Origin of the sequence: Albibacillus kandeliae (assembly GCF_003116585.1) — a bacterium.
Classification (GTDB): Bacteria; Pseudomonadota; Alphaproteobacteria; order Rhodobacterales; family Rhodobacteraceae; genus Albibacillus; species Albibacillus kandeliae.
In genome coordinates this window covers 468,373-481,039 of the sequence record NZ_QEHM01000006.1, presented here as the reverse complement: position 1 = coordinate 481,039, position 12,667 = coordinate 468,373, and the positions used below count along the sequence as shown (strand labels likewise).

Sequence of the window (12,667 nt, the reverse complement as noted above, 5' to 3'; positions counted from 1 at the left end):
TCGAACCCTTTGACCGAAGTAACATGGCTTGCCGCTCGGTCAAACTTGAAACATGCCGACTTCTTGATCGAGGGGGCGAAGATCGGCCAATCGCCCGCCAGTGGTTGCCGCCCGCGGCAGCACCCGTGAGGGGTGCGCGGCGTGAAATCCGAACCCCTTGACGGCGGTGCTGGTCAATGGCGCGAGTATTCGGTATTTTCGCATAGTTCCCGCCACTATCAAAAATGCGCTGAAAATGTCCTACCTCGACAACATCCGGACCTTTGTCAGGGTCTACGAACTGGGCAGCATGTCCGCCGCCGGGCGCGACCTGCGGATTTCACCGGCGGTCACCTCGGCGCGGATTTCCCAGCTCGAAGATCACCTCAACGTCCGCCTGTTCCAGCGCACCACGCGCAACCTGACACCGACCGAGCAGGGCAAGGCCTTCTACGGCGGGGCCTGCGCCGTGCTCGAAACGGTCGAACGCGCCGAAGCCGAGGTGATGAACCTGACCGAAAGCCCGCGCGGATCGCTCTATGTCGCGGCTCCGCTTGGGGTAGGGCGTCGGCTGGTGGCGCCGCTCGCGCCCGAGTTCCTTGCGCAGTACCCCGAGATCGAGCTGCGGTTGCGGCTCTCCGACCGCACCGTGGACCTCACGACCGAGGGGCTCGACATGGCCTTCTTCCTCGGCCAGCCCGCCGACAGCACCCTGCGCATCCGCAAGATCGCCGACTGCCAGCGCGTGCTCTGCGCCTCGCCGGACTACATCGATGCGCGCGGGCGGCCCGAAACCGGGACCGACCTGATCCGCGACCGGCACGAATGCCTCAACCTGCGCTTTCCCGGCGCGACCGAGTTCCAGTGGATGCTGGCCACCCCGGAGGGCCCGCAGCGCTTTGCCGTCTCCGGGCGGTTCGAGTGCGACGACGGCGACGTGCTGACCGACTGGGCGCTCGCGGGCGAGGGGATCGCCCTCAAGCCGGTCTTCGAGATCGCCGACCATCTGCGGTCCGGCGCGCTCGTCCCGGTGGCACGGCGCACCCCGCCGGTGCCGGTGCAGATGGCCTGCCTCTACACCCACCGCCGCCATCAGGACCCGAAGACGCGTCTTTTCATGGACTTCACCACCGACCGTATCGGCCGCGCCGTGCGCGAGGCCGAGGCGCGCGGAGTGGCCCCCTGAGCCCCCGGGGCGTCTTTACCAAACCCATTTTCAATGTGGACGCGGCCCGAAACCGCACTAGTATCGCCGACTGTCCCTTGGAAACGAAAGGCAGAGACAGAGTGCTGGCAGACAGACACCCGGACCACGCAAAGCGGCTGTCCGCCCTCCATGCACTGGATATTCTCGACTCCGAGGCCGAACGGGACTTTGACGAGATCGTCCAGCTCGCCTCCCGCATCTGCGAGATGCCGATCTCGCTGATCAGCCTCGTGGACGAAGACCGCCAGTGGTTCAAGGCGCGCGTCGGGCTCGACGACACCGAGACCGACCTTAGCCGCTCGATCTGTTCCCACGCGATCCTGCAGGACGAGGTCTTCGAGGTCGAAGACACCCTCGCCGACCCGCGCACCGCCGACAACCCGCTTTGCAGCGGCAGCCCCCACCTGCGTTTCTATGCGGGCGCTCCGCTGATCACCAGCGATGGCCTGCCGCTCGGCTCGCTCTGCGTGCTCGATGACAAGCCCCGCCGCCTGAACGACCTCCAGCGCGATGCCCTGACCGTGCTGGCGCGGCAGGTGGTGCGCCAGATGGAACTGCGCAAGGCCCTGCGCGACCGCGAAATCCTGCAGAAGGAAATGGATCACCGGGTCAAGAATTCGCTGCAGAACGTCGCCTCCATCCTCCGCCTTTCCTCGCGCGGCATCTCGGACCCGATCGCGCTCGACGCGCTCCAGACCATCCGCCGCCGGATCGAGGCAATCGGCGCCCTGCATACCGAACTCCAGTATTCCGCGGGCGACCGCCGCGTCGACGTGGCCGCGTTCCTCAAGCGTATCGCGGGCCTGCTCGAAGTGTCGCTGCCCGCTGGCGTCAGCCTCGACCTCTCCGCCGACCATGCCGCCATTTCGTCCGAGAAGGTCTCGGCCCTCGGCATCATTGTCAGTGAATTCCTCGCCAATTCGATCAAGCACGGCTTTCCCGATGGCCGCGAGGGGCAGATCCGCGTCGGCTTCTCGGTGAACGGCGACGGGGCCATGCGGCTCGACTGCCACGACAACGGGGTCGGGGCGGTCAAGCTTGACGGCGCCACGTCATCGGGTGCCGGTCTGGGGCAATCCCTGATCGCTGCGGCGGCCTCGCAGGTCGAAGGCGAACTCGAAACCTTCCTCGACGACTCCGGCAGCCGCCTGACCCTGACCTTCTGAACCGGCGGTAAACCGCAGGCCCCGCGCCCCGCGCGGACCCCGGAGGGAAATTCCGGGGACGGAGGAACTTTGCCCTCGCGCGTCCGTTGACCGGGTACATCCTTCCAACAGCCAGAGGTTCGCGGACATGACCAGCAAGAAATCAGTTCCCCCCACCACGAACGACGCCGGAATCCGGGTCCAGAGCGACGAGCATTCGCTGACCGTGGGGCCCGATGGCCCGATCGTCCTGAACGACCACTACCTGCTCGAGCAGATGGCCAACTTCAACCGCGAGCGCATCCCCGAGCGACAGCCGCACGCCAAGGGAGGCGGCGCATTCGGCCATTTCGAAGTGACGCAGGATGTTTCGAAATACACCAAGGCCAAGGTGTTCCAGCCCGGCACAAAGACCGACGTGCTGATCCGCTTTTCCACCGTCGCGGGCGAGCGCGGCAGCCCCGACACCTGGCGTGATCCACGCGGTTTCTCGGTCAAGATGTATACCGAGGAAGGCAACTTCGACATGGTCGGGAACAATACCCCGATCTTCTTCATCCGCGACCCGATCGAGTTTCAGAACTTCATCCGCAGCCAGAAGCGCCGCGCCGACAACGACATGCGCGACCATGACATGCAGTGGGATTTCTGGACCCTCAGCCCCGAGAGCGCCCACCAGGTCACCTACCTGATGGGCGATCGGGGCATTCCGAAGACTTGGCGCGAGATGAACGGCTATTCGAGCCACACCTATTCGCTGGTCAACGCCAAGGGTGAGAAGTTCTGGGTCAAGTTCCACTTCCACACCGATCAGGGCGACGGCAACGCCTACCTGAGCCAGGACGAGGCCGACAAGCTGGCGGGAACCGACGGCGACTACCACCGCCGCGACCTCTTCGATCATATCGCCAAGGGCGAGTATCCGAGCTGGACGCTCAAGTGGCAGGTCATGCCCTACGAGGACGCCAAGACCTATCACCTCAATCCCTTCGACCTCACCAAGGTCTGGCCGCACGCCGACTACCCGCTGATCGAGGTCGGCAAGATGGTTCTGGACCGCAACCCGACCGACTTTCACACTCAGATCGAGCAGGCCGCGTTCGAGCCCAACAACATGGTGCCGGGCGTCGGCCTGTCGCCGGACAAGATGCTGCTGGCGCGCGGCTTCTCCTACGCCGACGCGCACCGCGCGCGGCTCGGCGTGAACTACAAGCAGATACCGGTGAACAAACCGCAGTCCCCGGTCCACAGCTACTCCAAGGACGGCGCGATGCGGGTCGAGCCGGTGTCGGACCCGGTCTATGCGCCCAACTCCTACGGCGGCCCCGCGGCGCAGCCCTCCGAAACCGAGGCCGGCCTCTGGCACGCGGACGGCGACATGGTCCGCACGGCCTACACCCTGCGCAAGGATGACGACGACTGGAGCCAGGCCGGGACGCTGATCCGCGAGGTCATGGACGACGCGCAGCGCAAGCGGCTGGTCTCCAACGTGGTCGGGCATCTCTCCGACGGGGTCAGCGAAAAGGTCCTCCTGCGCGCCTTCGACTACTGGAAGAACATCGACAAGGACATTGGCGCCGCCATCGAGAAGGGGGTGCGCGACAAGCTCGGAGGCAAGTCCGACGCACCCGGCATGGCCTCGGCCGAGAGCATCGGCAACGTGAAGGCCGCCGAATAGGCGCCTTTGGCGCGCCCGGGGGTCTCGGGCGTGCCGCACCGCCATCTCACTCTTGCCGGATTGTTGGGTATGGTTCCGCCAGACCCAAACGCAAGTTCATGACATGGCACGCCGAAGAACCACGACCACCCTGCCGTCGCCCTTCCTCCAGAGATTGGAATTCCGGGGCGACGAACTCGCCACAAAGACCGGCTATCCCTTTAACCTGCCGTGGCTTCAGACCGATGACCTCGAGATTGCGTTCACCACGCCGGTCACCATTATCGTCGGCGAGAACGGCACCGGGAAATCGACGCTGATCGAGGCCATCGCGGCCCTCAGCGGCTATGACGAGGCGGGCGGGGGCAAGGGCTACCTGCCGGTCGACCACTCCCGCGCGATCGAGCGTGGTGGCGGGGACCTCGCTCAGGTGATGCGCGCCGGTTGGCTCCCCAAGGTCACCGATGGCTGGTTCTTCAAGGCCGAAACCTTCTTTTCCGTCGCGCGGTATCTGGACGAGGTCCAGAGCCCCGCCGCCGATTTCCTGTCATGGAGCCACGGCGAGGGCTTTGTCCGGCTCTTCGAAGAGCGCATGTTGCGGCAGGGCATCTACCTCATGGACGAACCCGAAAGCGCGCTCTCGCCCAAGCGGCAACTCGGGCTGCTCCGCCTTCTCAGCCGCATTCAGGAAGAGCGGGTCTCGCAGGTCATCATGGCAACCCATTCTCCGATCCTGATGGCATTGCCCGGCGCGCGGGTGCTCGAGGTGACGAGGAACGGCATCAGCGACGTGAACTATCGCGACACCTCTCATTTCAGGCTCTACCAGTCCTTCACGGTCGATCCCGAGGACTTCATCGCCGAGGCCCTGCGCGACCACGACGAGAGCCAGTTCTGACCCCGACTCGCTCCGATTGCCTGCGGCGCGGTGAAGCCGAGTAGGGAGCAAGATTTACCCAGGGAACGTGTGAAATCCGCCCCCCGCTCGCCCGGCCCGGCCCCCGGATGTCATGGTATTCCATACCTCCCATCGCATCCATCTTGACAGGTTCCGGCGCGCGGCCATTACTCGCGCCCAGTTCTTTTTCATTTATTCTGGATGCCGATTATGAAGCTTCTGATGGCGATGCTGCTCGTCGTTACCCTTGCTGTGCGGGGAGAGGCGAACACCTTCGAAAAGCGCGTGGCCCTTGTGATCGGAAACGGCGCCTACACCAGCGTCGAGCCGTTGCGAAATCCCCGCAACGATGCCGAGGCGGTCTCCGCCTCTCTCAAGGAACTCGGGTTCGTCACCGTCGACGGATACGACCTCACCGGGGATGAATTCCGCGCCACGGTGCGCGAGTTCGCCCGGCTGGCCTCCGACGCCGACCTCACCCTGTTCTTCTACGCCGGGCACGGCCTCGCGGTCGATGGCAGGAACTACCTGATCCCGGTCGACGCCAAGATGGCCGAGGCCACCTCGCTCGACTGGGAGGCGATCGAGGTCGACTTCGTCGCCAAGCAGATGCAGCGTTCCGACGGGGTGAGCCTCGTCGTGCTGGACGCCTGCCGCAACAACCCGCTGGCGCGCACGCTCTCGCGGTCGCTGGGCGGCGCCTCTCGCTCGGTCGATATCGGTTCGGGCCTCGCGCGGATGGATATCCAGAACCCCGGGCGCGGTATGGCGATTGCCTTTGCCACCGCGCCCGGCGACGTGGCGCTGGACGGCGAGGGCGAGCATTCGCCCTTCACCACGGCCCTGCTCAAGCACATCTCGGCCCCCGACACCGACTTTACCGAAGTGATGAGCCGGGTGACCGGCGATGTGTATTCCTCGACCAACGAGATGCAGCGGCCCTGGCTGAACTCCTCGCTGACCGGCCGGGTCGCACTGAACGTGCGCGCCGTCGAACCTGCGCCCGAGGCCACCGAGGCCGCGACCGGGTCCGCCGAGACGGCCAATGCATCGGGCAATGCCGACACCGAGACACTCAAGCGGGACCAGATGCTGTTCCAGTTCGCGCGCGAGAGCAACCGGATCGAGGATTACGAGGCCTATCTCGAGACCTTCCCGGAGGGCCTCTTCTCGGCGGTGGCACGCAAGTCCATCGAACGGCTCCAGTCCGAGCGCAGCGTCGCGGTGGCCTCGGCGCAGACGGCAGCGCCCGCACCCGCCACCCCCGCGCCTGTCGCGACCTTGCCGGTCTTCGCCCAGCCCGCCAACCCGATCGGCGCGGCGGCGAACCCGGCGCCGGTGACCGACAGCGCCACGCGCACCGTGGGCGAGACACAGGCCCAACCGATGATCACGCCCGAGATGAAGGCCCAGCCGGGGACAGAGTTCACCGAGGCGGCAATGGGCATGACCCCGGGCCTGCGCCGCGAGATCCAGGCGCGCCTGAACATCACCGGTCAGAACGTCGGAACACCGGATGGCCAGTTCGGCCCGCGTACACGGGCGGGCATCACCAACTGGCAGGTCATCAACGGCTTCATTGCCACCGGCTACCTGAACCAGCTTCAGTATCAGGTGATGGCGACGAACACCCAGCAGGCCTACATGGTCTGGGCCGCCAGCAACCCCGTCGTGGTCACGCAGGCGGCGCCGAGCCAGCGCAAGAGCAGCGGGAGTTCGTCCTCGGGCAATTCGAACAGCAATGCCAATGCCCAGATCGGGGCCTTCATCGGCGGCCTCGCCGTCGGCAAGCTGCTGAACAAGTAAGAGCGCAGGCGCGCCATCCCGGCGCGCCGCTTCGCCTCAGCTGCCGCGATAGGTCGAATAGCCGTAGGGCGACAGCAGCAGCGGCACGTGGTAGTGCGCCGCCTCGGCCATGCCAAAACGCAGCGGAATGGTGTCGAGGAACCTCGGGCTCTCGCCCGGCGCGCCGCTCGCGTCGAGGTAATCGCCCGCGTGGAACACCAGTTCGTAAACGCCGGTCGCGAACTCGCCTTCCGGCAGGATCTGCGCATCCGTGCGCCCGTCGGCATTCGTCGTCAGGCGCCGCAGATGCATGCGCGCCTCGCCCTCGATCCGGTAGAGATCGATGGCGACCCCCTCGGCAGGGCAGCCCCGCGCGGTATCGAGCACATGGGTGGTCAGGTAGCCGGTCATCGGAATGCCTCCTTTGGATGCACATGGTCTGCCGCAGGAAACCGCATTGCGCAAACGCAGGCTGTTTGAGATTGCTTTCGTCATTTTTTGAAAAACACGATAGGCTATGTCAATTAAACCGAAAGAAAAATCCTGGGACTCAGAATGAACCGATACCCGCGTGACATGATCGGCTACGGGGCGACCCCGCCGGATCCGAAATGGCCGAATGGCGCCAAGATCGCGGTACAGATCGTACTGAACTACGAGGAGGGCGGCGAGAACAACATCCTCCACGGCGATGCCGCCTCCGAGGCGTTCCTCTCCGAGATCGTCGGCGCCGCCCAATGGCCGGGCCAGCGGCACTGGAACATGGAGTCGATCTACGAATACGGCGCGCGCGCCGGGTTCTGGCGTCTCCACCGCCTGCTCAAGGATACTCCGATCACCATCTACGGCGTGGCCTCCGCACTCGCCCGCTCGCCCGAGCAGGTCGCCGCGATGAAGGCCGCTCCGTGGGAAATCGCGACCCACGGCTACAAGTGGATCGAACACAAGGACATGCCCGAAGAGGACGAGCGCGCCGCCATCGCCGAGGCGATCCGCCTTCATACCGAGGTGGTGGGAGAGCCCCCGCGCGGCTGGTACGAGGGCCGCGCCTCGATCAACACCGTGCGCCTCGCCTCCGAATGCGGGGCCTTCGACTACGTCGCCGACACCTATGACGACGATCTGCCCTACTGGCTCAGGGTCGGCGACCGCGACCAGCTGATCGTGCCCTACACGCTCGACTGCAACGACATGCGCTTTGCCACCGCGCAGGGCTTCAACTCCGGCGACCAGTTCTTCACCTACCTGCGTGACACCTTCGACACGCTCTACGCCGAGGGCGAGGAGGGGCAGGCCAAGTTCATGTCCATCGGCCTGCACTGCCGCCTCGTCGGCCGCCCGGGCCGCATCCGCGCTTTGGAGCGCTTCCTGGAATATGCGCGCAGCCATACCGACGTCTGGTTCGCCACCCGCCTCGACATCGCCGAGCATTGGGCGCGCGAGCATCCGCCCGTCGACCGTCCGCGCCCGCACCTGATGGACCGCGACCGCTTCGTCGCCACCTACGGCGGCGTCTTCGAGCATTCTCCGTGGATCGCCGAGCGCGCCTTCGAGCTTGAACTCGGCCCCGCCCACGACACCGCCGTGGGTCTGCACAACGCGCTGGCCCGGATGTTCCGCTCCGCCTCCGACGAGGAACGCCTCGGCGTCCTCACCGCACACCCCGACCTCGCGGGCAAGCTCGCCGCCGCCAAGCGCCTGACCGCCGAGTCGACGGCGGAACAATCCTCCGCCGGCCTCGACGCGCTGACCGAGGTGGAGCACGGCATCTTCACCGGCCTGAACGAGGCCTATACCGCCAGGTTCGGCTTCCCCTTCATCATCGCCGTGCGCGACCACGACAAGCAGTCGATCCTCGCCGCCTTCCGCGCCCGCCTCGACAACGACCGCGACACCGAGTTCGCCGAGGCCTGCCGCCAGGTCGAGCGCATCGCCCTGATCCGCCTCGCGGCCCTGCTGCCCGGATGAGCCGGACCATCTCGATCCAGCCGATCACGGCCGAGGCCTTCGCGCCCTTCGGTGACCTGCTGCGCGCCGAGGGCGAACCGGACCGGATCATCAACCAGGGCCTCTGCGGGCGCCACCACGACCTCGCCCTCATCGACGTGAGCGACGGCAGGACGGGCATCAGCCTGTTCGACGCCGTCCCGCGCAGCCTTCCCTACGCCCTCGACATGATGGAGCGGCACCCGCTCGGCAGTCAGGCCTTCTTGCCGATGAGCCTGCAGCCCTTCCTTGTCATCGTCGCGCCCGACGCGGGCGGCCGACCGGGCACGCCGGTGGCCTTCCTGACCGGGCCGGGGCAGGGGGTGAACTATCACCGGGGCACCTGGCACGGGGTGCTGACCCCGCTCCACGCCCCCGGCCTCTTCGCCGTCGTCGACCGCATCGGCGAGGGCAGCAACCTCGAGGAATACTGGTTCGAGGAGCCCTACGAAATCACCGGATAACACCCGGACCCGACCGCCCGGCAAGAGGCGGCGGACCCCGCAAACCCAACAAAGGACAACAGGGACATGGCAGACAGTTCACTCGGAACACCCGCGCAGCTGCGCGACCCCAATTTCACCCCACCGCTCGCCCGCGCCATCCCGCTCGGCATCCAGCACGTGCTGGCGATGTTCGTCTCCAACGTCACCCCCGCGATCATCGTGGCCGGTGCGGCGGGCTTCGGCTTCGGCTCGAACAGCCCGGACTTTCCCGAACTGCTCTACATGATCCAGATGTCGATGCTCTTCGCCGGCATCGCGACCCTGCTGCAGACCATCACCATCGGCCCCGTGGGCGCGGCGCTGCCCATCGTGCAGGGCACCTCCTTCGCCTTCCTGCCCATCATGATCCCGCTGGTCGCGGGCAAGGGCGTCGATGCGCTCGCTGCCCTCTTCGGAGGGGTATTGCTCGGCGGCCTGTTCCACGCCTGCCTCGGCACCATCATCGGTCGCATCCGCTTTGCCCTGCCGCCGCTCGTCACCGGCCTCGTGGTCACCATGATCGGCCTCGCGCTGGTCAAGGTCGGCATCGAGTATGCCGCGGGCGGCGTCCCGGCCAAGGCGTCTGGCGCCGAGAGCTACGGCGGCGCGATGAGCTGGTCCATCGCCCTGATCGTCGTCTTCGTCACCCTCGGGGTAAAGTTCTTCACCAAGGGCATGCTCTCGATCTCGGCCGTTCTGATCGGCATGATCGTCGGCTACGTCTACTGTCTCCTGACCGGCTACCTCACCTTCGACGCGATCGGCGCCAGCTGGTCCCGCGCCGCCACCTTCTCGCTGCCGGTGCCCTTCAAGTACGGCTTCGAATTCAGCTTCGCCGCCGTCATCGGCTTCTGCCTGATGGCCTTCGTCTCGGCGGTGGAAACCGTGGGCGACGTCTCGGGCATCACCAAGGGCGGCGCCGGGCGCGAGGCGACCGACAAGGAGATCGCCGGCGCGACCTATGCCGACGGTCTCGGCACCGCCGTCGCAGGCCTCTTCGGCGCGCTCCCCAACACATCCTTCTCGCAGAACGTCGGCCTCATCGCCATGACCGGCGTGATGAGCCGCCACGTGGTCACCATCGGCGCTATCTTCCTGATCGTCTGCGGCCTCGTCCCCAAGGTCGGCGGCGTCATCCGCACCGTGCCGATCGAGGTGCTGGGCGGCGGCGTCATCGTGATGTTCGGCATGGTGGTCGCCTCGGGCATCTCCATGCTGTCCGACGTGAACTGGAACCGCCGCAACATGGTGATCTTCGCCGTGGCGCTCTCCTTCGGCCTCGGCCTCCAGCTCGAGGTGATGAACGTCTCCGACAGCGCCCCCAACGCGCTCCAGCACCTGCCCGACACGCTGCGCATCCTCGGCGCCTCCGGCATCCTGCCCGCCGCGCTCATCGCCATCGTGCTGAACCTCGTGTTGCCCGAGGAACTCGCCGACGAGTCGACCGAGGAAGTCTCCGGCGGCATGTCCGGCCACGGCAAGGGCAGCTTCGCCCGCGACTGATCTGAAAGAGACAAAAGGGGGCCCGCGCGGCCCCCTTCACGTATCCCAGGTCTTCTTTGGGTCCCAAGTATCCCGGGGAGTCGCGCGCCGCGCGACGGGGCAGAGCCCCTACCGCGCTGCCATCCGCGCCGCGACGTCCAGCATCCGCGCCGAGAACCCCCATTCGTTGTCGTACCAGCCAAACACCCGCACCTGACCCTCGACCATGCGTAGCTCCGGTGCCGCGATGACCAGCGATTCCGGCCGCGCGCGCAGATCGGTCGAGACCAGCGGCCCCTCGATCCACCCCAGCACGCCGCCCGACTCCGCCGCGGCCCGTCGCAGGGCCGCCGTAAAGACATCCTCGCCCATCGGCCGTTCCAGCTGAACCACGAGGTCCACCGCCGAGACGCTCGCCACCGGCACCCTGACGGCCGAGCCACTGATGCGCCCCTTCAGCTCCGGCAGAACCACGTCCACCAGATGCGTCGCCGAACTGGTCGTCGGCACCATCGACTGGGCCCCGCCGCGGCTCCGGGCGAAATCGCCGCGCGGCGCATCCACCATCGGCTGGCTGTTGGTATAGCAGTGGATCGTCGTCATGTGCCCGCGCGCGATCCCGGCGATCGCATGGATCGCCTTGGCCAGCGGCGCCAGCGCATTGGTGGTGCAGGAGGCGTTCGAGACGACCTTCGCCGCCCCCAGCATGCCCTCGTTGGCCCCGGTGACGATGGTCACCTCCGCCGCCGGCGAGGGCCCCGAGATCAGCACCGAACCGGCGCCCGCCGCCAGCCCGCGCCGCGCCACGTCGGTGCTCCGCGCGATGCCGGTGCAGTCCAGCAGCACGTCCACCCCCGCAAGGTCCACGGCGTGCAGGTCGCCATCCTGGCTGAAGGGGATCGCGCGCCCGTCGATGACGAGCGCCCCGTCCTGCGTGTCCACCTGCCCCGGGTAGGGGCCGAAGGTGCTGTCGTACTGAAAGAGATAGGCGCACATCTCGAGCGACGCGATGTCGTTGATCCGCACGATCTCGATAGACCGCTCCGGGCCGGTCAGAACCTGCCGCAGAATGGTGCGGCCGATGCGGCCGAATCCGTTGATGGCGATACGCATGCGCGAGTGATGGCACCAAGCCCGCGCCGTCTCAATCCCGATTCCGCGCCCCCGGTTGCTTTCGGCTACGATCCGGGGTCAGGTCGGAGCATGCAACGAGAGGGCAGGGCATGGCATTTCCGATCGCCGATCGCTGGTTCGAGAAGGCAACCGCGGGGGAGGGCATCACCCTGATCTGGGAGCCCCATGTCCACCCCTTCCTGCGCTGCAACATCTGGCACGTCCGCGGCCGCGACCGCGACCTGATGATCGACACCGGCACCGGCCTCGCCAGTCTGCGCAGCTTCGCCCGCGACATCCTTGGCCAGCGGGTGACGGCGGTCGCGAGCCACGTGCACATGGACCACGTCGGCGGCCACCACGAGTTCGACGACTGCTGCGTGCACGCGCTCGAGGCCGAGGGCCTGCGCGCGCCGCCCCACCCGCTGAACCTGCTCGACGCGCATTACGATCCGATGGAGATGGCGAGCCTTCTGCTGCCCCCGGGCGTGCTCTCTGGCCCGATGGTCACGGCGCTCCCCCACGAGGGCTTCGGCTCCGGCAGCTACGCGCTGCGCCCCGCCACCGGCATCGCCACAGTGGCCGAGGGCGACGTGCTCGACCTCGGCAACCGCGCCTTCGAGGTGCTGCACCTGCCGGGCCATTCCCCCGGCGGCATCGCGCTCTGGGAGGCGAAGACCGGCACGCTGTTCTCCGGCGACACCCTCTACGACGGCGGCCTCGTCGACGACCTCGAACATTCCGATCTCGCCGATTACGCCGCCAGCCTCGGCCGCCTCAGGGCGCTGCCGGTCGAGGTGGTCCACGGCGGGCATTGCCCCAGCTTCGGCCGCGCCCGCCTGCACGCCCTCGTCGATGCGCAGTTTCAGGCGTGGGACGCCCGCGCCTGACCCGCCTTCTTTGGGTCCTGAAATATCCCCGCCGGAGGCT

Annotated in this window: 11 protein-coding genes; 9 read left to right on the top strand and 2 right to left on the bottom strand. The window is 66.9% G+C overall.

The features are described 5' to 3' along the window. Positions 1–235 precede the first annotated feature (235 nt). The 5 genes from DDT93_RS15630 (at position 236) to DDT93_RS15610 (ending at position 6,692) form a co-directional block, all read left to right on the top strand. On the top strand, positions 236–1,165 hold the full coding sequence (locus DDT93_RS15630; protein WP_109466777.1) for a LysR family transcriptional regulator: 930 nt from the start codon (positions 236–238) through the stop codon (positions 1,163–1,165). A 101-nt stretch (positions 1,166–1,266) separates the two neighbouring features. Then, positions 1,267–2,352 carry a sensor histidine kinase gene (locus tag DDT93_RS15625; RefSeq protein ID WP_109466776.1) on the top strand — a complete coding sequence of 362 codons (1,086 nt, stop codon included), beginning with the start codon at positions 1,267–1,269 and terminating at the stop codon, positions 2,350–2,352. 127 nt (positions 2,353–2,479) lie between these two features. Then, entirely contained in the window at positions 2,480–4,009 is a 1,530-nt protein-coding gene (locus tag DDT93_RS15620) for a catalase (protein ID WP_109466775.1), read from the top strand. 103 nt (positions 4,010–4,112) lie between these two features. Continuing rightward, positions 4,113–4,886: an AAA family ATPase gene (locus DDT93_RS15615; RefSeq protein ID WP_109466774.1), complete on the top strand. Its 774-nt coding sequence runs from the start codon at positions 4,113–4,115 to the stop codon at positions 4,884–4,886. Positions 4,887–5,096: 210 nt separating this feature from the next. Then, on the top strand, positions 5,097–6,692 hold the full coding sequence (locus DDT93_RS15610) for a caspase family protein (protein ID WP_198654864.1): 1,596 nt from the start codon (positions 5,097–5,099) through the stop codon (positions 6,690–6,692). Positions 6,693–6,728: 36 nt separating this feature from the next. On the opposite strand, the gene uraH is transcribed toward DDT93_RS15610, so the two are convergent. Then, complete coding sequence (gene uraH / locus DDT93_RS15605; protein WP_109466772.1) at positions 6,729–7,082, bottom strand: hydroxyisourate hydrolase; 354 nt, start codon at positions 7,080–7,082, stop codon at positions 6,729–6,731. Between the two features lie 144 nt (positions 7,083–7,226). Here uraH and puuE point away from each other — a divergent pair, with 144 nt between their 5' ends. The 3 genes from puuE (at position 7,227) to DDT93_RS15590 (ending at position 10,645) form a co-directional block, all read left to right on the top strand. Then, positions 7,227–8,639: an allantoinase PuuE gene (gene puuE, locus DDT93_RS15600; RefSeq protein WP_109466771.1), complete on the top strand. Its 1,413-nt coding sequence runs from the start codon at positions 7,227–7,229 to the stop codon at positions 8,637–8,639. Continuing rightward, positions 8,636–9,121, top strand: coding sequence for an ureidoglycolate lyase (locus DDT93_RS15595; protein WP_109466770.1), 486 nt, complete (start codon positions 8,636–8,638; stop codon positions 9,119–9,121). Before puuE ends, DDT93_RS15595 begins: the two co-directional genes overlap by 4 nt. Before the next feature lie 66 nt (positions 9,122–9,187). Further along, on the top strand, positions 9,188–10,645 hold the full coding sequence (locus DDT93_RS15590) for a uracil-xanthine permease family protein (protein ID WP_109466769.1): 1,458 nt from the start codon (positions 9,188–9,190) through the stop codon (positions 10,643–10,645). Positions 10,646–10,753: 108 nt separating this feature from the next. On the opposite strand, the gene DDT93_RS15585 is transcribed toward DDT93_RS15590, so the two are convergent. Beyond that, entirely contained in the window at positions 10,754–11,737 is a 984-nt protein-coding gene (locus DDT93_RS15585; RefSeq protein WP_109466768.1) for a type I glyceraldehyde-3-phosphate dehydrogenase, read from the bottom strand. Between the two features lie 110 nt (positions 11,738–11,847). Between DDT93_RS15585 and DDT93_RS15580 the strand changes: the two genes are divergently transcribed. After that, complete coding sequence (locus tag DDT93_RS15580) at positions 11,848–12,627, top strand: MBL fold metallo-hydrolase (protein ID WP_109466767.1); 780 nt, start codon at positions 11,848–11,850, stop codon at positions 12,625–12,627. Positions 12,628–12,667 lie beyond the last annotated feature (40 nt).

Excerpts from the sequence above, each read along its gene's own strand:
- uraH (WP_109466772.1), bottom strand. The coding sequence starts at position 7,082 with ATGACCGGCTACCTGACCACCCATGTGCTCGATACCGCGCGGGGCTGC.
- puuE (WP_109466771.1), top strand. The coding sequence starts at position 7,227 with ATGAACCGATACCCGCGTGACATGATCGGCTACGGGGCGACCCCGCCG.
- DDT93_RS15620 (WP_109466775.1), top strand. The coding sequence starts at position 2,480 with ATGACCAGCAAGAAATCAGTTCCCCCCACCACGAACGACGCCGGAATC.
- DDT93_RS15630 (WP_109466777.1), top strand. The coding sequence starts at position 236 with ATGTCCTACCTCGACAACATCCGGACCTTTGTCAGGGTCTACGAACTG.
- DDT93_RS15610 (WP_198654864.1), top strand. The coding sequence starts at position 5,097 with ATGAAGCTTCTGATGGCGATGCTGCTCGTCGTTACCCTTGCTGTGCGG.
- DDT93_RS15595 (WP_109466770.1), top strand. The coding sequence starts at position 8,636 with ATGAGCCGGACCATCTCGATCCAGCCGATCACGGCCGAGGCCTTCGCG.
- DDT93_RS15615 (WP_109466774.1), top strand. The coding sequence starts at position 4,113 with ATGGCACGCCGAAGAACCACGACCACCCTGCCGTCGCCCTTCCTCCAG.
- DDT93_RS15585 (WP_109466768.1), bottom strand. The coding sequence starts at position 11,737 with ATGCGTATCGCCATCAACGGATTCGGCCGCATCGGCCGCACCATTCTG.
- DDT93_RS15590 (WP_109466769.1), top strand. The coding sequence starts at position 9,188 with ATGGCAGACAGTTCACTCGGAACACCCGCGCAGCTGCGCGACCCCAAT.
- DDT93_RS15580 (WP_109466767.1), top strand. The coding sequence starts at position 11,848 with ATGGCATTTCCGATCGCCGATCGCTGGTTCGAGAAGGCAACCGCGGGG.